Source organism: Chryseobacterium daecheongense, assembly GCA_027920525.1.
Classification (GTDB): domain Bacteria; phylum Bacteroidota; class Bacteroidia; order Flavobacteriales; family Weeksellaceae; genus Chryseobacterium; species Chryseobacterium proteolyticum.
In genome coordinates this window covers 4,354,312-4,377,282 of record CP115858.1, presented here as the reverse complement: position 1 = coordinate 4,377,282, position 22,971 = coordinate 4,354,312, and the positions used below count along the sequence as shown (strand labels likewise).

The window sequence follows — 22,971 nt, the reverse complement described above, 5'->3', positions numbered from 1 at the left end:
TTTATTGCTGTTTTCCTTAATATTAATTGTACTCATATTTTAATAAAATCTACCAGATAGGAATAAATACAAATAGCCCAACTCATTTTTTTCACTTAAAAAGTATATTTTTAAGAGCTATTGCTACCTGTGTAACAGAATCCCTAACAGACTGAATATGTGAAAGATGTTCTAACTTACCATAATCGTGGATTAATCCCTTATAAACAGCAATTGTAGTTGCAACTCCTGCCTCGTCAAGCTTTCGACCATATTCTATTCCTTCGTCATAAAGTATATCATTCTCAGCAATCTGAATAAGCGCTGGAGGCAGTCCTTGCAACTCCTCAATAGACGCTTGATTTGGAGAAGCATACTTTTCCTTTCTTTTAATCAGGTCAGGAACATAATTATCCCACATCCACTTCATTGTTTCAGTCGTTAAAAACCTATCTTGTCCGTATTTTTTATATGACTCTCGAGAAAAATCAGAATCGGTGACAGGCCATAATAAAATCTGATACAGAATATTAGGCCCTTTTTTATCTTTCGCCATTAAAGCTACTGCTGCTGCTAAATTTCCTCCTGCACTATTTCCAACGACAGCCAATTTCTTCCCATCAACCCCAATTTTGTCTCCATGAAAAGAAATCCACTTTGTAGCAGCATATACTTGATTAAGAGCAATAGGATATGTTACTTCAGGAGACAAGGTATAATTTGGAAATACTGCTACAGCTCCACTTTCAACAACCAGATCCCTTACCAATTTTTTATGAGTTAAAAAATCCTCAAAAGTCCAACCGCCACCATGAAAAAACATAAATACGGGAAGTTGCCCTTCTGCCTTTTTTGGCTTTACAATATTAATATTTATAGATATCCCGTCTTGCTGAATATCCATATTGAAAACATCAATATCTGAGTAATCAAAGTTCATAGATGTACTACTTTTAATAAGCATATCTCTAGTATCTTCTATACTCATTTCATCATTTGTTTTGGGATTTTCACTATTCATCTTTATAAGAAAAGACCGAATATCCTTCAAAATATTTGAATCATTTTCAATAGGCCGGTTTATTTTATCCATAGGTTCGCTATACTTGAATTTATTAATGTAATTTTACTTCATCATAATCCTATACAAAAGTTCCATTAACTATTTCTTTCCAACCCTCCCTGAAAGTTCTGAGTTTCGAGAGTGTGATAAATTAGTGTCAAGAAAATTCATTTATAAGGATTTAATAAAAGCATCCACCTTATTAATCAGTAACCTCTAATCTTGCTCTTGTAACTTTGTTTAATTAAATTTTACCTTTAATTTTATCCGCTATCTTTTCTGCTACCATTATAACTTGAGGATTTAAGTTGATAAGAGGAATTTCAGGAAATATAGAAGCATCAACAACTCTTAGATTTTGTATACCATATAGACGTCCTTCAGCATCTACTACTGAATTCTCACCTCCTTCTTTACCCATTGGAACTGTTGAACAAGGATGCTGGAGTGTGGATACTCCACTTAATAGGGCTTTTCTAATCTGTTCATCACTTTGAACATCAGAGCCTGGGTAAATTTCGCTATGATAAAACTCCTTTAATGGACTAACTGTAACCATTTTACGGGCAATTTTAAAACATTCTATCATCCGTAACATATCTTCCTCTGATGTTAGGTGCCTAAAATCGATAATCGGCATATCAGCTGGATTTTTGCTCGCCAATTTAACTGATCCCTCTGACTGACAGTTCATGAGTTCCAATCCAAGAGTAAATATTGATTTTGTAGGGCTAGTAGAAGGGTCTACCAAATGTGATGGTGAGATAGCTATATCAAGCTCATTCTTTGAGGAAGCTCTAGTAGAATTAGTCCAGAGCTGCGATCCTACTACAGGATGTATTCTTGTATTTTTCTCCGGTACTGCCGCAAAATTCATCCAGTAAAAAGGATGGTCAAGTAAACGCTTTCCAACTGGGGCATCTAAAACGACATCAATATCCAACTCCTTTAGGTCCTTCGCTGGTCCAATACCAGATCGCATTAAAATTGCAGCACTACCGTAAGCTCCTGAAGATAGTATTACTTCTCTCCCAAAAATTCGCTTCCCATTTGCTAATAAAATACCCTTTGCTTTTCCTTTTTCTATTATTACTTTATCTATTAAGCTTTCGCTTAAAATATGGAGATTATTACGTTTTCTTACTTGATTATTAAGATAAGCAATCCCTACATTTACACGTACACCATTAATAACATTCATAGGAATAGGACCCGCTCCATTATTTTCATTCGGATCATTAAAGTCCATAACTTCATTATATCCCATAGCAACTGCAGTATCAACAACCGCACTTTGCACTGGCGTTATATAATGCTTTTCCATTTGATGAATAGGAAAAGGTCCTTTTCTCCCATGCCACTTATCTGATCCATGTTCTGTACTTTCCATTTTTTTATAATATGGTAGTACATCATCAAATTTCCAACCTTCAAGTCCCATTTTTGTCCAACGATCAAAATCAAATTTTAAAGCTCGAACTGCTACTGCACCATTGATATTAGAACTGCCTCCAACTCCTTTTCCTCTTGGTGCAATAATAACATTACCATATTCTTGTTCAGTACTTTTATAACCCCAATCATATCTCTTATCCAAATTTGCAGCAATTATATTGCTACTATAAATAAGTTCCGGATTACTTTCGGGATTAAAATCCAATCCTGCCTCTATTAACAAAATCTTCCACTTCTTTTCCTCTGATAAACGATTTGCTAATACAGCACCCGCTGACCCAGCTCCTGCAATAATAAAATCGTAAGGCTTATCCTCATCAAAATCACCTTCCTGATTATTATCATAATCCAAATCTACCCCAAAATTATCTAGAGTATTTTTCATAGCATTAGTTGTAATTCCTATTAAACCTGTAGCCATCGTTAATGCACCAATTTTAATAGCTTCTCTTCGTTCCATATGTATCTTTTTAAAACTTGAAACAAAATTATTTATCAATTACTAATTACTTCTTAATAATTCTTAAGAGATCAAATGACGGCTTATTACAATAAGTAGGCCTGCCTGATGGTATAAAATTTGTAATTGTACGAACGTATAATATAAAAATAATCATTATGCCTAACGATTTTTTTCTAAACTATGTAGGAAACTATATAGAAACAGATGAAGAACTTAAATTAGCACTTATCCAATCATTTGAATATCAGAAAATCGAAAAAAAAAACTATTTACAAATTCCTTGTGAAGTCTGTAATTATCAATATTTTATTATTTCTGGCTGTGTTAAAACTTATCATACTGATAAACATGGAAAAGATCACACAATAATATTTCTTCCCCCACAATGGTGGGCTTCAGATTTAAATTCCTTTTTTAACGGAACCGTTTCAGATTATTCAATAATGGCAATAGTAGATACTGAAGTGCTTCGAATATCAAAAAATTCATATGACAAACTTTTATCTCAACATCCAATAATGGAGACTTTCTTCAGAAAAATATATCAAGGGGCTTTAATTGCTCAACATAAAAAAGTTGTTGAAATGTTATCACTATCTGCACAAGAACGTTATGACAATTTTTTACAACAATTCCCTAACTTATCCGAGTACATTTCTTTTAAGGATATTGCTACTTATCTTAATATGACTCCCGAACATCTAAGCTACCTCCGTAAAAAAATGTAATTACTACTAGACAATTTCTTATAATTTAGAATTACTGAGCTAAATCAGACATGGAAAATATAGGTATTAGAAATCCCGTAAAAATAAATGCTACGAAATAATATGAAATATCTATTTGTTGCATTTATTTTTTAACCAAACAAGATAAGAGTTCCAATGCCCCTATCAACTGAAATTCTAACAAAAAAATGATTCTTTATTAAGATAGATTTAAAATCTATTTGTAACAAACTTCAAATTATCATTTTATTTCAGTTTATGATAGACTTAGTTTATCGGGTTTAATTTCTCGGGGCTTTGCGGGTAGGAAATCGATGCACAAAGTTGATGTTATTACTAATTTTCACTTGAAAAACTGCTATTGAATTTTTGCACTTCAGCTTGCCTGACGCAAAACCTTTATTGTATGTAGGCTTTTATTTGACTTCATTAAATTTACCAGGATTAACAAAAACAGAATTATCTTGTCTTGCGTGAGTTGTCAAAGTATTTGTGTTAAAGTCCATTATATTACAATATCCCAATCCACTTTCTTCAACCCAAGAAATAAAAAGCATATTTTCATTTATTTGAGTAGAAATATACTGGTCAGTTTCTTCAATTGCTCCAGGAAATTCTCCTTTTATCAATTTCCAATTAACTGTCGAGTCTGATTCAAATTTTATATGATACACATATTGGTCTGAATAATTGAATTCGTATGTTTTGCCAATTATGTCTTTTAATTCTATTTTGTTTTTATTTAACACCTGATTCTTCATTCTGGACTTGTTATTTTCATTACAAGAAGTTGTGAAAATAGAAGTTGTCAATAGTATAATTAATATTTGTTTCATAATTTTAATATTTAACGATTTTTTGGTTTGAAATCAATCTAGAACTTTATTGTGCGAAAATATTAGATCTAATCCAATCGTATTTTTGAGATTTAATAAGTATAAGTTTTCCATAGGTCATATTTATTATTTGATCTATTATGTTAAATAATTTCAGTATCATTTTTATGAATAATGCCACACTCTAAGAAAAAAGTGAAGACTCACTTAACTTTTTATTTATTAGATATTGACCTAAATTAGTTATATATTGACATGATTACATTATTAACATTAGTCATTAAACTTACAACCTAAGGATTATTAGCTCCTGGATAAGGTACAACGGAGAAAGTACCATCAACATACCCACTTACAGCTTTAATCATAAATTCATTATTAGCTACTTCCCTTAAACCCAATTTTGCAATGGAAAATCTTTAAAATATTCTTGTGCATCTGCAATAACTTTCAATAACCAAAAACATTCTGAAGAACTTCCCTTGATGTTAATTTAGCTTTTTTCAAGAAAAAAGAGCACTTCTCCTCTTTCTCAGGATATTTGGTTTGTATAATATCCCTATAAATTCTGATATAATTTGACGATTGTTGTTTTTCCATATTCAATGTTTTCTTAATAATATAATGATTGGATGAAGCTTACTCAAAAATTTTTATATTTACTTAACCACTTAAACAAGGTAGTTTTAGGAATCCTATATTCTTCAATAATTTGCTCTGTATCCATCACTCCATTGTTTAATTGTTCCATAACAAATGATATTAGCTCCTTGGTATAGACATTTTTTCTAAATGTCGGTAATATGTCGGATTTAGTATTAATGTGTTTATCTCTGGAGGCAGGTGGAGAATACAGAATGAGATGTTGTGTATACAGTCTAAAAAAGTCATATTTTAGTAATTTACACCATTTAAGAAGGGTATCGCTTTCTAAGCTATCCATTTGGCACATTTTTTCGATTTCAGGTTCCTCACAACTAAAAAAATCACAAATACGTGTAATATCAATATCGCACTCTTTTATTCTTTCAGAAATTAAGTAACCCACTTTGATATTTTTTAAATCTATTCGCATTAGTTATATATTTAATAATTTATGTTCATTTTAATTATTACAGCTTATTGGGAGAAAATATACTTCTAATGAAAATTTCATTTACAATACTTATTGAGTTTACACTTTATCTTATTACAAATTTCGCAAAGAATGAGACCTCTTTTTAAGAGGTCTCAGATTAGGATATCTCCTATACATTACATCACCAAATATTGATATAAAAAACCACAAAATATATTTAAACTTTTCAACATTTCAATTAATATGAAAGCCATATTATTTAATTACTGGTAAAAGTTTTTTAAGACAGCCATTAGCATTACATAATGGCTGTCTGATGTAAACTTAAAAATGATTTACAAAAAAAATAACTATGGAAAAAGTACCAAATGTTAATCATAATCTGAATCACAAAATATGGATTACATTTTTAAACTTATTGACACAAATTTAATCCAAATTTTATGTTTCGGAAAGGAAAGGACTGTCATTATTCGCGAATACTAACAGCTATACTGATCATTGTAATGCATTGTTAATATCAAATAAAAGGTTGTTAATAAATATTTTACGATTGGTGTGATTGATCATGATTTCTTAATTGCATAATAAATTCAGAAGGTGGAATTTTCATATGTTGTTTGAATACATCAGCAAACCGGCTATGTGAAGAATATCCACATATTTCTGCTAAATAACTTATCTTATAATTACGATAGGCTGGTTCTGTATATAATTTATTTATGATATATTTTATTCTATAGTGATTAATGTAATCATTAAAATCAGATGTTCTATATTTTTTGATAATAAAAGATAAATATTTAGTATTGGTTTTTAGAAAAGAGGCCATTTTTGGTCGAGATATATCCTTGTTAAGATAAAGATACTTTGATTCAAAATCTGCCAATAGACGAAGTATATCTTTTTCCTTATCAGCACTCATTTGTATATTGACCCCATTCTTCGATTCAAGATTATTATTTGTTGGGGCGCTTAGATTAGAATCCCCTCTCTTATAATTTAATTGATTGATAATCTGTAATTTATTGTTTCTTTTGAAGAAGATCATTAGAATCACAACTAAACAATTCCCAAAAACCAAGAGAACGATTAGGACATACGTATAACTTTTGAATCTATTTTTATCTATATATTCATTTGCAAAGTCCCTATCCGTAATTTCGACCAATTCAAAATTTTTAATGTGATCGAGAGAATCCTTGATTTTATTAATTTCGAATAGTGCTCTATAATTATGTACCTCTCTGTAATATCTCCGCAGATCATTAATAATAAGATCCATTTCTTTTCGATCCTTATTAACAAAAGCTATTTCTTTTGCCTGCAATAAATAGACTTCTGCCTCTTTATATTGTTTTTTTTTGCGAGCAAGGTTTCCGAATACTCTGCATAATGAAGAATTTCTCACATTTGTTTTTATTGTTGAACTTCCAAATTCATTTTCAGCTAAACAGAGGTAATAATTGGCTGAGTCTATACTATTTTTTTGAGCATAGACTTCACCAGTTTTAAGATAAGACTTCCCTAATAATACTTTTGTCACATCATTTTTAGATAAAGATCGTAAGTAAGCCTGATTGGTTTTTATTCCTTTTATAAAGTTTGCAGTATCGTTCTGCCAAATCCTTTGTAAAGCTTTCGTTTCTAACATCATCGCATAAATATATTTGCTATCAGTTGATCCAGACAATGACTTACTAGATTTCTCTGCTCTGTCCATAAACTGCTTGCTTGCCTTTACTAAATTTAGCTTCAAATACTCATTGGCGAGACGTTCATTGGCAAATGTTACCCAATCATAAAGATTAGCTTTTGTAGCCATGGAATCTACTTTTTTCCAATAGACAATAGATTTATTCATACTCAAATTCTGTGAGTATGCTGTAGCTATAATGACAGTTGACTTTATCTTGTGAGTTTGAGTAGTAGAAGCACGATATAGTGAGTCGCCTATTTTGAGCATCTTATCGGTTCGGCTTTCCATGAATACTCTATAGTAAATCAAATCAAAATCTTTTTCGATTAAATCACGAGATTTTGTTGATTTACCCATGAGTGAGAAAAAAAAGAGAATACATAGTAATCCACCGTTTTGTATTTTTCCCAATTAATTTTCCGTTTAATTTTGAAATTTATCGTTTGTTACTTTAATATTATTTCACTGATATTTTACCCCTTAGATTTCAAATTACTGCCTTTCATTTGCAAACCAGACTTTCACAATCCAAAGCAAAAAATCTCCTGGTTAAGAACTATTTGTCTTATACAAGATGTAAAAATTGATAAAATAGCTGTTGTTACTAAAAATAGTAGGAATTTGAGTAAATTGGATTAATTAGACATAGTATAGTGCATTTTACTAAAATTGACAGGATGGAGTTATTGTTAAAATAACACTCTTATTAATTTCTTTTTGCGAAGTATATTTGGTATTACAAATATTACTTTTTAAAGAATACACTCCCTTTGTTATAATTATAAAGTTTTCATCTTGCGCCGGAATTGCAAGACTATAAGAGCTCTTACCTTCTATTTCCAAAATTAAATTGCAATCAGATTTATTTCTAAATAAGAGTATTGCTTCATTATATTTAGGATCCTCATTGAACATGGAGTTTAAAAGCTTCACAGTTTTCTTTTTATGTTCCTTGGGTGTTTGCTTAATCAACTGTTCAAATTTGATACTATCCTTAGATTTATTCACAAGCTCCGATTCATCAATAACAGGCCTTGCAGCCATTGGTTTAGACGTTAACCTCCCTTTCGTCCATGCTTTATTCTTTAAATCAATAACTCTAGATTTCAAAATAGATCTTTTAGGATCATCTGGATGAGATACATTCAAGTATGCTTCAATTTCTGCAATATCGGAACTCTTAAGTATATTTCCTTTTCTTTTTTGTGCATTAAATGTGTTAGATATAACCATTAAAAGTATAGAAGTAATTATTATAATTTTTTTCATGAATCTATAATATATTAAAATGTATTTTATATTTAGTAAAAAGCCTTATGTCACACTTGCTAAGTCCAAGTGCAAGAATTTTTAACCCCAAAGTAATAGGTAGAGGAACATGTATAGCTTGTATTACAAAATTAGCTTATAGCATCAATAATTAACTTAAGAAATATTAAGAGAATGATAAATCTAAAAACTTTATAAGCTTAAATAAAATAAAGAAGTCCATCTTTTTAAAAAAGATAGACTTCTGTTTTGAAAGAATAGGTAAAGAATAAAGAATGATCATGACAACTTACCTCCTATGATTAATAGCTATAACTGTAGCTATAACGCCATATCTTTTATGGTTTTTTTATGGTTTTATGGCTTCCAAAAAGACCATACACTCCCATTATAAACGGCTAACTGACGAGCTACTGTATCATACACCATCATTCCGGCAGAAGGATTGATGATATTTAAATGGGGACTAGCCACCTTAGGGAGAATCATGGCCTTATCACTGTCCTCAAGGACCAGAATACCCATAACAGCGCTTTGCTTACCAATACCCACCTTACCGTCTGCATTTTCTTCCCTATCCTTTTGATCGCTTAAATCTACAACTCCTCCCGGATCAACACTCAAATCATGCCATACACCACTACTTAATAATTTTACCTTTTTGTCTGTTGTATCAAATATAAAAGTCCCATTTTCGGTGATACCTGTCTTATCTTCTACATAAGGCAGGATAAGACCCCGGTTTTCTGCATCAGAGAACTCCAGAGAAACAGACTCATTAGTAAGCTCAGACTTTCCTATTGCTATTTGTCCATTATACAAACTTCCAATAAACAACATACTGATTAATAGTACTCTTTTCATTTTTATGGATTTTAGTTTATTTATTATAGGTTATCTTGTGTTCATCGATCCCGCTCTATTAATTATAATTCCAAGGGGATTATCCAGATCTTCCACTTTTTGTTACTCACAATAATATTCGCTCACCACTCCATTATGAAAATACAAATAAAGCCTCCTTTTATACATCCCCCACAAGTATTTTTTAGTAACATACATCCACTCATTACCCTTTTCTGCATCTGGAACTTTGGACATAAAACAAACTATTTCTTTAGGGCTTTTTCCTAATAAATGTTCTTCTATGAAAGCTTCATCAATACTCATTGAAAATATTTTATCTTTTGTTATCAATACTTCTATTTTTTTATTTTTTCCTATGAAAGCAAAACTTTCTATTTTACGATCTTATCATAACCTTCCCATAATATCCGTTAGGGAAGCCCTTCTTTCTATTATTTTACCCTCACCATCAATTAGAAAAACAGTAGGGGTACCCGATATACCGTAATTTCTAAAATTAACCCCTTCAAAACCTTTATAATCACAATATTTATCCTCCCAGGGTAATTCCTTGCCCTTTTCTTTAAATAACGATTCTGCCTGATCACCGGAGACAGAGATTATATGAACCCCTCTTGATTTTAGCATATCATATTTCCCACTAAGATCTTTTAAAAGATCTTCACAGGGACCACAATCTGATCGGTAAAAAAGTAATAGTGTTTTATCATAACCCTTTCCTGAAAAGGAACTACTTTTAAGAACTTTATATCCCGAAGCACGAAGATCAAGATCTGGAGCCTGCATTCCTACTGCTGCAGATACAAAAACAGATAAGGGGCCTTCGAAAGAACTTATCTTGCCGCAAGCCCTGATGATGGGCGTAATAGCACTGATAAAATCATCTCTCCCGTTACGGGTGAACGCCACGGCCAGTCTTTCTGCAAAATCCCTATACTCCGCAGGATTTTTGATTCGGGAGCTTACGGTTTCTACATCTTTGGCAAAGGACTTAGGATCCTCCAATACTAAGGCATGAATATCTGCCCAGGAAGCGATCACCTCCGTCCAGTGCCCGGAAGTATACAGGGCATCCCAATCGAGATCCCTGGTAATATAATCACTGATGTTTTTTGCCTTTTCTTCCTCCGCTTCAAAAAGACCAGTTCCTATACCCTGGGTAATATTAATGATATTGATAAGGCCTGATGCATAACTCTTGTTTTTCTTTAGCTCTCCCTGATAATCCCCATAAGCCTGAACTTGAGTTTGAGCCTCTTTTTCAAAAATCAAATAGTTTTTATCCGTCTTTGAAAAAGATTTCGTGGCCTGGAGCATGGCTCCATATCTGGCGAAGATCGCCTGCTCTTTTTTATAAAGACTATTAAGCTCTTTTACTTCCTCATTTCCCATATAAATAATATTCTCTTCTCTAGGTTGAGATTCTTTACTACCTACTGAGAAATCATGACCCGGGATCACCATATCCAAGCCGCCTCCTTCTTTACTCCCGGTGATAAGCCAACGACTCATACCCCGATAGGGAGCATACTCCTTGGGAATATGTAAAATAAACTTCCCGTTTTCAGGAATTGTCCCTTGGAACACTGTTTTGGCCTCACTCCCCTGAAAGATCACAAAATCGTAGCTCTTGCCTTTAAAATAAGGAAAATCCATTGCAATATCCTGCCCTTTGGATACCAAAAAGAAAATCCCTAAAATTAATACTATTATTTTTTTCATAGATAAAAATTATGATCTGTAAATTTTGATAAACTACATCTATAACACGGACTATTCTTAAAAATACACGATAAACAAAGCTCAACTATAAGTTAAGTATGGTAAGAAAAATCCAGTTTATCCCTAAACCGGGACATTAAATAGTAAAAAAACCTTAGTGGCAAAAGCCACCAAGGATTTGCTTAATATGAAAAATGAAAACCTATTCCTGAATACAACGAACACTGTACCCGTTTGTACGGTTTGTGATGACATTCACCCCGGTGCTACCAAAGTTCAAGTTGTAGGCGTAGGCACTTGCGTACTGCGTACTGCTCCAATAGTACCCGTTGTTGCCACGGCTGAACAGGGCTCCATTCACGTTGTTACGGCTGCCGGCGGCTGGCAGAAATAATGTATTTCCAAACTTGCCTCCACTGCTGTAATTCGTTGGGCTATTTGTCCAGGTCCCTGTAGTAGTGAAGCTATTATTAGCAATCACCTTCTGCCATTGGTCATTTGTAGGAACCCTATATCCTACAGGACATGGATCCTGCGCAGTCTTCGTTGTATCAGACCAGCTGTTATTAGGAAGCGGAGAACTAATCCATCCTCCAATAGCACCACTATTAGCCTGATCATCCGCCTGGCTTATATAACGTCCTGCCTGGCCTGTCTTAGCTCCCCATTGGTATTTAGCTCCGTGAATAGAGGCCGAAGGTTGGAAGGGATCTGCATTCATATCAGCCCCTAAATTATGACACATAAACGCCTTAAAGACTCCCGGTGCTATAAATGCTCCACACGTTACAATATGGATGATGATATCGCCATCATAAATGCCATTGTGAGCAAAAGGAAGCGTTCCCAAAACCATAGTATTTCCAGGAAGAAGCTTTAAGGCATTAAAACTACCATCCCCATCTACCTCAATACTCACCGCAATACTTCCCGAACTACTAAACGTTCCCGCAGGATAAGAAACCCTAAACTTATTAGTGTCTCCTCCCTGGCCACTTCCTGAATTATTGGAAATCCATGCGCTCGTATAAGCGTCATAACTACCTTTCCCTCCAGTATAAGGGACTTGAATCGTAAGCTTATTAGATCCGTTATCTACAACTCCCTGGACATCTCCTGTTCCTCCCAAATTCACAGAAGCAACATACAGGTTTTGAGGAAGAGTAAAACGGGCAGTACCCTTACCTACTATTTGGCTACTCGTACAAGAAAGGGAAAGCTTTGTCCAGACACCCGTAAGGGTACCATTGGCTCCCGGAGTACCCGTAATAGGATAGCTTATAACAACTGTCTGCCCAGAAGTCAAAGTAACATTACTCCCACTTACTGATCCTCCTGAAAAAGTGGGAGTACCAACCGTTAGACCTGTAATACCACTTAAAACCAAATCTCCCGAAGAAAAATTGATCGTCGCAGAAGAAAAAGAATTATTCGTTACCGTTACTTTATAACTGGCTCCTGATAAGGCTGAGCCCGAAGTGTAGGTACCTGAAAAACCGGTACATTCGGAAGTTACCACGGTAGAAGATGTTGTAGAGCCTACACAGCTCCAGTTAGGTGCTCCAGGAGTTCCCAAATTCAGGGATAAACAACCCGTAGAACCCACTCCACAATCTGTACAATAAACAATCAAACCGGAAACTGGGGATACAATATTATCCCTTTGTACTTTGGTAACACGAGGAGGAGCAAAACCCTGCGTCGTACTGCTTACATCTAATATTGCTGAAGCATCCGCTACTGCAATTCCAACACCAACATTACCGCCTGTAAAACCAAGGTTCTTTCCTGACAAATCAACCTGACGATTACCCGAAAGAGATCCATCTGAATCATAAATATTATAATCAGAGACTCCTGCACTACCTCCCAAAACCTGCCAGGCAGTACCATCAAAGTAATAATAACCAGCAGTGGTAATATTTTGAGTTACAGCATCTGGGCTACTTACTCCAGAAGTGGCATAAATAAGAGTTCCCGCCTGATCCAAACCATAACGGGAATTGCCTGATTGAATCTGATCGCCTGTTAAACGAGGGGCAAGAAGACCCTCCGCGCTACTCCCATCACTGTTTTTGGCCATTACATCTAATGTAGCCTTGGGATTCGTATTATTGATGCCTACCTGACCGCTCAAAGCAATACAACAAAAGCATCCGAAAATTAGTAATAGTGTTTTTCTCATCTGTGATAATTTATTAAATTATAAGTTGCTATTATATAATAATAAGTGTATAGAAAAGACCTAACTTTTTTAGAATTAAGATTTTTCTATAGATGTAATTTTAAGCTTTTGTGACTATGATTATTATTATTTTAATGAATAATCGCATTAGAACTATCTAAGATCAAAATGAACTTGAAAAAATTACCCTTCCCATATTGATCAAAAAAAATATCCTTAGTCACTACTATGTAATATCTTTTGCAAAATTACAACGATACAGCTCAAATACTCTTAAGATTTCTTAAGAACAGAAATCATTAACAATTATAGTACAATTAAGAAAACCCATTATTTTTCATAACAGAATAATGTAAAGTTAAATAAAATCCATATCAAATCACAAATTCAGGAAATAAATTTTATTCATTATTACAATTATTCCAAAATAAGTTCTTTTAAAGTTAATATTTAGTCAATAATTATAATATTAAACTCCGTAAAAGTATACTGATTTATTAAATCTTTTCTTAGAAAGGACTCAATTAACTTTTCTTTCTCTTTCTCAGATAGTATTTTTCTTAAAGGATAATTCAAATTATTCTTCGCACAAACGATCCTTTTTGCAACAAAGCTCAAAATGCTCGAGAAGCATTAATTTTGCAGTCGCAAAAAAGTATTGCAAAATAAAAATATTTTGCGATATGTTTATGCAAAATTTTTATCTTTGTATAAATAATCTTATCATGAAAAGTATTGTTATTTACCCCGATAACCCCAAACAGTTCTCCATTATTGAAGCTTTTTTAGAAGAAATGAAAATCCGTTTTAAAAGCCAGGAAGACATTATAATTTCCGAAGAAATAAAACAATCTGTATTAGAAGGCATAAAAGATGCAAAAGAGGGAAGGCTTATTTCAAGTGATGAAGTAAGAAAAAAAGCAGCAGCCTTATGTTCGAAATAGAATGGACTCAGAAAGCGGAGCATTTATATCTGGAAGCGTTGGAGTTTTGGATTAACCATAATAAGTCTGCCACGTATTCAAAAAAGATAGTAAAACAGGTTTCTGAAAAAGAAGATTACATTGCCAACAATCCTTACGCAGGGCAGGAAGTTTTTGAGATTCCAGATGTCCGTTATGTGGTTGTCCTTAGAAAGTTTTTAATTTTTTATAGGGTTAATAACAAAACAATTCAAATTCTTTCTTTCTGGGACGGACATAAAAACCCACAAGATTTAGAGTTATAAAATAGAATCTATGTTAATAGGATATGCTAGAGTCTCCACTCAGGAGCAAAATAGTTCAGTTCAGATTGAAGCTTTGAGAAAAGTAGGTTGTGAACTTATCTTTGAGGAAAAGACTTCTGGTGGAAGATGGGATCGCCCGAAACTTAAAGAGCTTCTCAACCATCTTCGCAAGGACGACATTGTTATTGTCTGGAAGCTGGACAGACTTTCCCGATCACTGAAAGATCTTCTCTTCTTGATAGAGCAGATTGAAGAAAAAAAATCAGGATTCCGAAGCTTGACAGAATCTATTGACACTACTACATATTCAGGAAGAATGATGATGCAGATGGTTGGAATTTTTGCAGAATTTGAAAGAGAAATGCTAAAAGAACGTACTAAAAAAGGACTTGAGCACGCCAGAAAAGAAGGAAGGATTGGAGGAAGAAAACCCAAACTAAAGGAAGTTCAAAGAAAAGAAATAAAACATCTTGTCCAATCGGGAAGAAAAACAGCTCCTGAAGTAGCCAAATTATTCGATGTTCATCCGGCTACTATTTACCGATTAATCAAATCAGTTTAATCTATTAAAGTAAACCTTTTATAGATTTTGCCATTCCACAAAATTTTACTTTTCTTCTACTACCCTGGGCTCTTTATCTTGGTTTATAGTTGAAAATTACGTGAAAAACCTTTAGCATTATGCAGAAAATTCGTGGTATAGTGATCTATCTAGTAAGTGATCACCCCAGACAATGTCCAGAAGTATTAAGCTCTTTCCAATCAAGATAAAAAATAAGTCCAAAAATTAATACTATCATTTTCATATATTAAAAAATTATGATCTGTAAATCTTGAAAAACAAAATCCTATAAACCCGCAAACGGATTTAAAAACAGGATATAAACAAAGCTCAACTAGTATAAAACATAAAAAAATCACACTTATCTCCACATAGGGATATAAAATAATAAAAAACCCTTAGTGACAAAAGCCACTAAGGGTTTGCTTAATATGAAAATGAAAACCTATTCCTTAATACAACGGGTGGGAAGGGTACCAATGACTCTGTATTTATACCCACAGAGCCATTCGAAATAAAAACTAAACTAAAAAACTCAGAAAAGAAGTCTGATATCCTCCAACGCTCCCTCTATCCTGGAGGAAACTATTCAGCGTACCAAAACTACGTTTCCTCGCAGCAGCCAGAAATAATGTATTTCAAAACTTGTCCCACTGCTGCAATTTGTTGCACTATCAATTAGAAAATTCCCCTCCCATATTTATCAAAAAAATTATCCTTAGTCACTACTATGTAATATCATTTGCAAAACTACAATAATACAGTCTACTTATTCTTAAGATTTCTTAAGAAGAGAAATCCTTAACAATTATCGTACAAGTAAGAAAACCTATTATTTAGTATAACAGAATAATGTAAAGTCAAACAAACTCACAATAACAGGAAATACATTTATTTATTATTACAGATTATAGCAAAATAACTTTTTAAGTTCAAGGGTATATTAATAAATTACCACATTATTTATAAGCTTTAATAGCCCAGACGCTTTTTAAACAATAATATTCGTCAGTAATTTCCACTGCTTTAAACAAACAGCGGAAATATACTCACTACCTAAAATCAATTTAAAAAATTATTGCCTATACTCGTTGCGTCTCAACAAAAACTATATTTTATTATCCATTAATATCCTTATTTCTCAAATTAATACTGCTAATTAATTTCAAATCATCTGAAATATAATGTTCTATCTAATATTATTCGTTTAACAATGATAGAAACAATGGAAATGGTTCCATATTCCTTCATAGAATAGTTTAGGAAATAGTATGGTAAATATGATAAACCTACTACATATCTTTTCTACGATTGGTTTTATATATAGAAAAAAGCCGAGCCAGGCTAATAAAAATACTTCGCTTAAAATATCCCCATGATGAAAGTTGTGCTGATATTGCTTCTGTTTTTTTCTTTTGTCTTTTTTTATTTTTAGTTCCAGTAAATCTCATCGAAATTATCTAAATTATTACTATAACTATAGTTTTCTACAGCATTCTAAGAAAAGAAAGAATTGTCTTACAAAATTAAATGATAACAACCACAGTTTACTTAAGAAATCTTAAGAGGTAATTATTATTAGTTTTTTAAATTGGACTTCCTTATTTATCCTTATAATTTTTAACAAAAAATACAAACAGATGATTTTTCCTTTAAAAAGCAAAGCACTCCTTGAGCGCCTATTTTCTATTTTTAGTAAAGAACTTAACCATCACAGGATTTTCGGATTAGATATTTTAAGATGCTTTGCAATCATCACTGTGATTATTGATCACGGTAAATTTATCTTCCCACAAAAAATAATAAAAATTCATAATTATATACGATTTGATGGTGTTAGTATTTTTTTTGTGTTAAGTGGATTTTTGATTGGGGGGATTTTAATAAAACAATTGGAAACCAATAAAGCGTCTTTTAAACTACTCCTGAACTTTTGGATAAAAAGATGGTTTAGAACTCTTCCTACTTACTTTCTAATCCTATCCATTCTTGTAGTTTGCTATAACATACAAGATCCTTCTTTCAGTTTTAACAAAATTAAAAGCTACTATTTATTTTGTCAAAATTTATTTTATCCAACATCGGAATATTTTCCAGAATCCTGGAGTCTAAGTGTAGAAGAATGGTTTTATTTAATAATTCCTTTTCTTATTTTTTCACTAATTGTTCTTTTAAAACTATCTCCTAAAAATTCCATTATAATTATTGCTTTTTTTACTTTATCTTTTGTTTCTTTTTTAAGGTATTATTATCCATATATGCATGGAACTCTTATAAAGGCTGGAGACTTTCATCATCAGGTAGTGTATCGATTAGATAGTATGATGTACGGAATCATAGGCGCCTATATTAATTATTATTATGCAAAATACTGGAAAATGGCTGCTACCAAATTATTTGTATGTGGCCTTTTAGTATTTATTATTCATAGATATATATATATAAATAATATTTTCCCCAGCCCAATAGGCCTTTACAATGTTGTATTAGAATATAGCATAATTTCTTTTGGCACACTTCTATTACTTCCATTTCTTTCAAATCTAGAAAAAGTAAAATATAAAATAGCTAACATAGTTACGATACTAAGCTTAATCTCATACTCAATGTATTTAATACATATGACGTTTGTTAAAGATATGATTTTAAAGAGTATTCCCTGGACAAGTTTTACCACAAATTATAACATAATTATTCCTGTTTTTTATTTCTTGTATTGGTCTCTCACTATTGTACTTTCTGCTATTATATTTAAAACATTTGAAACTCCGATGACAAACCTAAGAAATAAAGTAGTTTCCGATAAACAATATTGATTTTATTTAATAATCACTTTTTAATCTTTGAAAGTTTCCTATCTCCTCATTTAAAGTGTGGAGGGTAATATTGTTTATTGAAAAAACGGAGCCTATATTACATAATCTTTTTCCACAAAAAATGGTGTGACTAAAAAATCACACCACATCACCAAATTTGTAGAAATGTGTCCTACTTTATATGAACCGAAAAACAAAATGATGAGATCAAAATAATTTAATCTCTACGAAAATATCAATTGAAATTATAAATGTTCAGAAAATTTTACTGCGTTTTAGTTTTTGCAATCAGTCATTTTATTAATTGACAATCAACATATGTCTCTTTAATATATCTACAAGGTAAAGCAAAAAACTATCATTCATCTTAAGAAATATTAATAAATCACCCTTGTATTGCCTTACCTCACTATTTATTAATATTTTAATTGTTTTTGGATATTTACATGCCGATAATCAAAAAGAATTCAATCAGAACTGAACTATTCCAAGTTCTCATTGAATAATAAAATATTAAAACGTAATTACTGCTTTAATAGTTTCTCCAGAGAGACTTTCTTTTATTGCAGCATTAAAATCTTTCAAACTAAAGAATTTCATCATTTTATCTACTGGAAAACGACCCTCTTCATAAAAACTAATTAGCTTAGGAATAAAAATCTCAGGAACACAGTCTCCCATAATACTTCCTTTTATTGTACGTCCTCTTACCAGGTTCCAGGCATCAAAAGCAACCGTTTCTCCTTGAGGTAAGACTCCCGTAAGAATCATAGTACCATTCTCCTTTATTGTGTCCAAAGCTGAGTTCATCACTTTTTTAACACCTGAGGATTCAAATGCATAATCTGCCCCCCCATTTGTAACGGCTGATATTTGTTCTTGTAATGCTTTATCATTCCCATTAAAGGTATGTGTTGCCCCCATCTCCAATGCTAGATGAAGCCTATTTTCACTAATATCTACAGCAATAACAGTACTACACCCTGCAATTTTCGCGGCCATTACAGCACTTAATCCCACTGCTCCCATTCCATATATAACTATGGAACTTCCCGCTTCAGGCTTTAGTGTATTTAAAATACCTCCTGCTCCTGTCATAATTCCACAAGCAAATGGAGCTAAGTATCGTAAGTCAGCATTCTTCGATACCTTAATTACTGAAGTTTCATTTACTACAGAATATGAGGAATGAGAAGATTGTCCAAAGAAATGGCTATGTACAGCATTTCCATCTGAACAATGCAGACATACAGATCCATCAACACGACTTCCTCCAAAATTAAGAGCTACGTGTTTTATACAATAAGATGGTAATCCAGATTTGCATTTTTCACATTGTCCACAGGAGCTTAATGATAATACAACATGATCTCCTTCTTTTACCTTTGTAACATCTTTTCCAACTTTGACAACAACACCGGCTCCTTCATGACCTAATACTGCAGGTAAAGGGGTCTCGATATACTGTTCCATGACATCAATATCAGTTCTACAGATTCCTGCAGAAACCATCTTTACCAATACCTCATTATCCAAAGGTTCGTCTAAAATAAGTTTTGTTACTTCTACCTCTGTTCCCTGGCGTAATACCAATCCTGCTTCTATTTCCATATTTTTTTATCTAATTATAAGTATTTATTGTAACTCTGTATTTCATTTAGAGGCTATCTAAATGACTCTTACAAAAATATTACATTGCAATGATAGTTTTCTTAAGAATTCTTAAGCAACAAAATAACAATAAAGGAATTTTCTTTTTTAATAATTGAATATCATACATTTAAATAACTCATCATTTTACAATGGTTATAGAATTACTCATTTCGAATGAAAGCTCTATAAGTTATGTTTGTTATAGCACTAATTATGATAGAATTAAAAGCATATAATCAATTAGCCACTTTACTTTAGCTTAAACTCTTTATAGTTAAAGCTAGAGGGCTCATAGAAATAACCTGGTAATAGCCTTCAGAAGAATCAATACATTATTTTACTAAAACCTAAGGTAATATTTATAATGAATACACTTATATACTCTTGACATGTAGATAAAAAGGCTTCCTGTATTCCTCTCTTCTCCGTAAATAATAGTATTATCAACCTTAGCTGATATATAGATATATCTTTAAAAAGAATCTTTGTATTATAAAAATATTTAAATTTGTTTAATAGCCATCAAATCTTAATTATCATATATACAGTTAAGAGTGACTAAAAATATTAATATTGCACATTCTACCTTGCATATTTCATCTTTAATTTTAAAAATATAAAAATGAAAAGAAGAACATTGCTTTTAGTATTTTTTTCCGCTTTTGTATAATTCTCAAATTGGGCTTAATACTACAACCCCTCAAAAAACATTATATGTAAATGGGTCTTTACAAATTGTAATGAATTGAATGTAGGAGGAGATATTTCTACTGCTGGAAATATTGGTCAGGTACTAAAATCTAATGGTCCTGAACCAGCGCCTACATGGCAAAACCTTGTAGGTCTTCCTACTTCTCCTGGAACCTGAATTGTTGTGAATGGTCAATTTATAGTTGCTCGAGAAATAATAGTTCAAATGACTGCTGATTTTACAAATTCAGGAACCAGTAATGCAATTACTATAGGAAATTTAAATAATAAGATTGTTGACAATGAAAATGTATATACTGCTTCAGCCACAACAAATTCATTTAAGTCTCAGAAAATGGCGTCTATCAAATAACAATGAATTGTCAATTATCAATGTCTACTGAGACTTCTCCTGTTGTAGGTGTACGGAATGATACAACTAATAATTGGGTCGCACGTGTTAACGATTTGTACACTGCTCCAATGGAAGCTACAGACCTACACATTAGTAACACCTATTCCAATGGTAGCTTTGGATAGATATTCTTTCAGAATAGTAAACACAGCTAGTATAACAATTAAGTATTTAAGCTCAGGATCGACAAGATCAGACCCTATAACACAAATGTCTTTAAAAAGGCTAAAATAAATATTTTGTTTATTCATATTTATACATATACGTTTTATTCTATCTTAATTATTTATTATTTGACCTCTATATTAAATAACTTTAATATTATATTATTCATAATATAATTATCTGATAAATAAAGCGAAGACTCATCTTCGCTTTTTATTTATTTAGATATTGACGCAAATTAGTTAGATCCTTGATAATATTAAGTCATCAATATAGCCAGTACAAAATAATGCATAAAACTTATTAACTAAGGATTATTGGCCTAGATATGGTACAACAGAGAAAGTATTATCAACATACCACTTACCGGTTACACTTTTGTGATTGTTCCACGGTGTTGAGCATAGTTATGGTCCCTTATTACCATTTGATAAGTTACACCATTATATGTAATCAATTACATTGATTGTAATATCTGGAATGCTATTTAAAACTTTAAATTTACCATGCTTAATCCATAGTAGTAAAAAATAAATAGAATTATCCTTACTTTAGTAAGCTTTCAAGCAAGCTTTTATCATTGAACGCGCTATTAATTTTTACGATGCATTTTCTATCTTTCGCTTTGAGAAACATGACCATTTACTATATCCTTCGTTATAATAAAAGTTTCCTTTTCTCTATTTAGTAATATCTACACCCGCCCATCCTTTGTCAGACAAGCATATTAAAACACATAATCAATAGTGATTCAACTATTTAAAATTCTTCTGACTATCATACAACTAATTTCTAAAAAACCTCATAAACATGTAGTCTCCTACTGCTCCTACTTCAGAAGCATAAAACATTCGGGTAGAAAGATTATAGGATTTAACCGTTGTACCATCAGCAGGGGATGGATCATAGGTGTCTAACTGCATGATTGTTCCCTCAGAGTTTTGAGATCCATAACTATAGGTTTCTACCCAAACATTGGGTTGTAATGTATATGGACCATCATAAGTTGTACTAGAATTACTAGTATGTCCCCAAACGGCAAAATAATAAGCATAAATTGGATGGCTACCTATATTCCTGAAGGAAATCGTTCCAGCAGTATTTGTTCCATTATATCTAACTTGAAGATTTCCTAATTGTATAACAGAATTTGTAGCTGTACTTGCATTAATAAAGCCCTGATAATTTACACTTGATCCACTTTGAGTGCCAGTTGTTTGATTGGTTTTATACCATTTTGTACCATCGTTATAGTATATTCCAGGAGTTACATCATTAGGAGATACTCCGGCAGAAGCTGTATTGTATACTAACATTCCTGCAGTATGTGAAGATAAAGGAGCACTGGCATTCGTACCTGTAAGAGCAATTCGAGGCATTAAAAACCCTTTATTTGGTGCAGATGTGTCAAGGATAGCATCATTGTTGGGAGCTGTGGTTCCAATTCCCACGTTTCCGGGACCACTAAATCTTAAAGTATTGCCTCCTAAATCTACATTTCTATTACCTGTAAGGCTTCCGTCGGTTGTATAAATATTAGCACCCGATGATCCGCCACCGCCGGCAAACTTTTGCCATGTACTGCCTTCAAAATAATAATAACCTGTTGTATTGATATTAACCGCTTGCCCTGTTGCCGTTCCTGTAGAAGCATCATTTACATAAATAAACGTTCCATTTTGAACTCCCACCATAGTCGAAGCTTTTAATCGGTCAACCCTAGGAGCAATAATTCCATCAACACTTGTTGTAGATGTATTTTTAGCAACGACATCTAAGGTAGCCCCTGGTGATGTTGTATTAACACCAACTTGTGCATTTAAAAATGAAATCCCTCCAAGGATTCCAAATAAAAAGGTCTTGTTTTTCATTTGAATAGTTTTAAGTTAATATTTTCTCAAATAATGTAATTTGGATTTGTTAAGCTACTAGGTAATATTAAAAAGCATATTTTATTAGGAAAACAGGCGAAGGAGGAGTATAATTTTGTGTTTTTAGAATCATTTTCTTGGATTCGCCCGTTCCCTAATTAAGCATTCATCAATATAATTATTTAGAATATTGTAACTCAACATTCAATGTCTGCTTATAATCCTTG

Annotated in this window: 20 protein-coding genes; 8 read left to right on the top strand and 12 right to left on the bottom strand. The window is 32.4% G+C overall.

What is annotated here, in order from left to right; translation table 11 throughout:
- Positions 1-91 precede the first annotated feature (91 nt).
- Together PFY10_19630 and PFY10_19625 are read right to left on the bottom strand one after the other, a co-directional pair.
- A complete protein-coding gene (locus PFY10_19630; GenBank protein WBV56402.1) occupies positions 92-1,072 on the bottom strand; it encodes an alpha/beta hydrolase in 981 nt (326 codons plus the stop codon).
- Between the two features lie 214 nt (positions 1,073-1,286).
- Positions 1,287-2,957: a GMC family oxidoreductase N-terminal domain-containing protein gene (locus PFY10_19625; protein WBV56401.1), complete on the bottom strand. Its 1,671-nt coding sequence runs from the start codon at positions 2,955-2,957 to the stop codon at positions 1,287-1,289.
- 158 nt (positions 2,958-3,115) lie between these two features.
- On the opposite strand from PFY10_19625, the gene PFY10_19620 reads away from it, so the two are divergent.
- On the top strand, positions 3,116-3,688 hold the full coding sequence (locus PFY10_19620; GenBank protein ID WBV56400.1) for a Crp/Fnr family transcriptional regulator: 573 nt from the start codon (positions 3,116-3,118) through the stop codon (positions 3,686-3,688).
- 416 nt (positions 3,689-4,104) lie between these two features.
- On the opposite strand, the gene PFY10_19615 is transcribed toward PFY10_19620, so the two are convergent.
- The 8 genes from PFY10_19615 to PFY10_19580 all read right to left on the bottom strand — a co-directional run bounded on the left by PFY10_19615 (position 4,105) and on the right by PFY10_19580 (position 13,344).
- Positions 4,105-4,524: a hypothetical protein gene (locus tag PFY10_19615; protein ID WBV56399.1), complete on the bottom strand. Its 420-nt coding sequence runs from the start codon at positions 4,522-4,524 to the stop codon at positions 4,105-4,107.
- Positions 4,525-5,167: 643 nt separating this feature from the next.
- Entirely contained in the window at positions 5,168-5,599 is a 432-nt protein-coding gene (locus tag PFY10_19610) for a transposase (protein ID WBV56398.1), read from the bottom strand.
- A gap of 550 nt (positions 5,600-6,149) precedes the next feature.
- Positions 6,150-7,712 (bottom strand): AraC family transcriptional regulator, encoded by a 1,563-nt coding sequence (locus PFY10_19605; GenBank protein WBV56397.1) that lies wholly within the window; start codon positions 7,710-7,712, stop codon positions 6,150-6,152.
- A gap of 252 nt (positions 7,713-7,964) precedes the next feature.
- The gene (locus PFY10_19600) at positions 7,965-8,570 is read right to left on the bottom strand and encodes a hypothetical protein (protein ID WBV56396.1); all 606 of its coding nucleotides are present in this window, start codon (positions 8,568-8,570) and stop codon (positions 7,965-7,967) included.
- Between the two features lie 357 nt (positions 8,571-8,927).
- The gene (locus PFY10_19595; GenBank protein WBV56395.1) at positions 8,928-9,434 is read right to left on the bottom strand and encodes a hypothetical protein; all 507 of its coding nucleotides are present in this window, start codon (positions 9,432-9,434) and stop codon (positions 8,928-8,930) included.
- A 102-nt stretch (positions 9,435-9,536) separates the two neighbouring features.
- Positions 9,537-9,767 (bottom strand): hypothetical protein, encoded by a 231-nt coding sequence (locus PFY10_19590; GenBank protein ID WBV56394.1) that lies wholly within the window; start codon positions 9,765-9,767, stop codon positions 9,537-9,539.
- A 57-nt stretch (positions 9,768-9,824) separates the two neighbouring features.
- On the bottom strand, positions 9,825-11,159 hold the full coding sequence (locus tag PFY10_19585) for a redoxin domain-containing protein (protein ID WBV56393.1): 1,335 nt from the start codon (positions 11,157-11,159) through the stop codon (positions 9,825-9,827).
- Positions 11,160-11,361: 202 nt separating this feature from the next.
- Positions 11,362-13,344 carry an FISUMP domain-containing protein gene (locus PFY10_19580; protein ID WBV56392.1) on the bottom strand — a complete coding sequence of 661 codons (1,983 nt, stop codon included), beginning with the start codon at positions 13,342-13,344 and terminating at the stop codon, positions 11,362-11,364.
- A 725-nt stretch (positions 13,345-14,069) separates the two neighbouring features.
- Here PFY10_19580 and PFY10_19575 point away from each other — a divergent pair.
- From PFY10_19575 to PFY10_19560, 4 genes are all read left to right on the top strand, one after another.
- On the top strand, positions 14,070-14,288 hold the full coding sequence (locus PFY10_19575) for a hypothetical protein (GenBank protein WBV56391.1): 219 nt from the start codon (positions 14,070-14,072) through the stop codon (positions 14,286-14,288).
- Positions 14,276-14,572: a type II toxin-antitoxin system RelE/ParE family toxin gene (locus PFY10_19570; protein ID WBV56390.1), complete on the top strand. Its 297-nt coding sequence runs from the start codon at positions 14,276-14,278 to the stop codon at positions 14,570-14,572. Before PFY10_19575 ends, PFY10_19570 begins: the two co-directional genes overlap by 13 nt.
- 10 nt (positions 14,573-14,582) lie before the next feature.
- A complete protein-coding gene (locus tag PFY10_19565) occupies positions 14,583-15,134 on the top strand; it encodes a recombinase family protein (GenBank protein WBV56389.1) in 552 nt (183 codons plus the stop codon).
- Between the two features lie 1,640 nt (positions 15,135-16,774).
- A complete protein-coding gene (locus PFY10_19560; GenBank protein ID WBV56388.1) occupies positions 16,775-17,950 on the top strand; it encodes an acyltransferase in 1,176 nt (391 codons plus the stop codon).
- Positions 17,951-18,463: 513 nt separating this feature from the next.
- On the opposite strand, the gene PFY10_19555 is transcribed toward PFY10_19560, so the two are convergent.
- Positions 18,464-19,561, bottom strand: a complete 1,098-nt coding sequence (locus PFY10_19555) for an NAD(P)-dependent alcohol dehydrogenase (protein WBV56387.1) — start codon at positions 19,559-19,561, stop codon at positions 18,464-18,466.
- A gap of 787 nt (positions 19,562-20,348) precedes the next feature.
- Between PFY10_19555 and PFY10_19550 the strand changes: the two genes are divergently transcribed.
- The 3 genes from PFY10_19550 to PFY10_19540 are packed head-to-tail and all read left to right on the top strand — an operon-like array spanning position 20,349 to position 20,833.
- Entirely contained in the window at positions 20,349-20,471 is a 123-nt protein-coding gene (locus PFY10_19550) for a hypothetical protein (protein WBV56386.1), read from the top strand.
- Positions 20,472-20,519: 48 nt separating this feature from the next.
- On the top strand, positions 20,520-20,666 hold the full coding sequence (locus PFY10_19545; protein WBV56385.1) for a hypothetical protein: 147 nt from the start codon (positions 20,520-20,522) through the stop codon (positions 20,664-20,666).
- 2 nt (positions 20,667-20,668) lie between these two features.
- Positions 20,669-20,833: a hypothetical protein gene (locus PFY10_19540; protein WBV56384.1), complete on the top strand. Its 165-nt coding sequence runs from the start codon at positions 20,669-20,671 to the stop codon at positions 20,831-20,833.
- An 825-nt stretch (positions 20,834-21,658) separates the two neighbouring features.
- Here PFY10_19540 and PFY10_19535 read toward each other — a convergent pair.
- Positions 21,659-22,744, bottom strand: a complete 1,086-nt coding sequence (locus tag PFY10_19535) for a hypothetical protein (GenBank protein ID WBV56383.1) — start codon at positions 22,742-22,744, stop codon at positions 21,659-21,661.
- Positions 22,745-22,971 lie beyond the last annotated feature (227 nt).

Bases quoted from the DNA above. Each gene is read 5' to 3' on its own strand.
- PFY10_19595 (WBV56395.1), bottom strand. From the start codon at position 9,434: ATGAAAAGAGTACTATTAATCAGTATGTTGTTTATTGGAAGTTTGTAT.
- PFY10_19615 (WBV56399.1), bottom strand. From the start codon at position 4,524: ATGAAACAAATATTAATTATACTATTGACAACTTCTATTTTCACAACT.
- PFY10_19570 (WBV56390.1), top strand. From the start codon at position 14,276: ATGTTCGAAATAGAATGGACTCAGAAAGCGGAGCATTTATATCTGGAA.
- PFY10_19555 (WBV56387.1), bottom strand. From the start codon at position 19,561: ATGGAAATAGAAGCAGGATTGGTATTACGCCAGGGAACAGAGGTAGAA.
- PFY10_19540 (WBV56384.1), top strand. From the start codon at position 20,669: ATGAATTGTCAATTATCAATGTCTACTGAGACTTCTCCTGTTGTAGGT.
- PFY10_19560 (WBV56388.1), top strand. From the start codon at position 16,775: ATGATTTTTCCTTTAAAAAGCAAAGCACTCCTTGAGCGCCTATTTTCT.
- PFY10_19580 (WBV56392.1), bottom strand. From the start codon at position 13,344: ATGAGAAAAACACTATTACTAATTTTCGGATGCTTTTGTTGTATTGCT.
- PFY10_19630 (WBV56402.1), bottom strand. From the start codon at position 1,072: ATGGATAAAATAAACCGGCCTATTGAAAATGATTCAAATATTTTGAAG.
- PFY10_19610 (WBV56398.1), bottom strand. From the start codon at position 5,599: ATGCGAATAGATTTAAAAAATATCAAAGTGGGTTACTTAATTTCTGAA.
- PFY10_19575 (WBV56391.1), top strand. From the start codon at position 14,070: ATGAAAAGTATTGTTATTTACCCCGATAACCCCAAACAGTTCTCCATT.
- PFY10_19565 (WBV56389.1), top strand. From the start codon at position 14,583: ATGTTAATAGGATATGCTAGAGTCTCCACTCAGGAGCAAAATAGTTCA.
- PFY10_19625 (WBV56401.1), bottom strand. From the start codon at position 2,957: ATGGAACGAAGAGAAGCTATTAAAATTGGTGCATTAACGATGGCTACA.
- PFY10_19545 (WBV56385.1), top strand. From the start codon at position 20,520: ATGACTGCTGATTTTACAAATTCAGGAACCAGTAATGCAATTACTATA.
- PFY10_19620 (WBV56400.1), top strand. From the start codon at position 3,116: ATGCCTAACGATTTTTTTCTAAACTATGTAGGAAACTATATAGAAACA.
- PFY10_19535 (WBV56383.1), bottom strand. From the start codon at position 22,744: ATGAAAAACAAGACCTTTTTATTTGGAATCCTTGGAGGGATTTCATTT.
- PFY10_19600 (WBV56396.1), bottom strand. From the start codon at position 8,570: ATGAAAAAAATTATAATAATTACTTCTATACTTTTAATGGTTATATCT.
- PFY10_19585 (WBV56393.1), bottom strand. From the start codon at position 11,159: ATGAAAAAAATAATAGTATTAATTTTAGGGATTTTCTTTTTGGTATCC.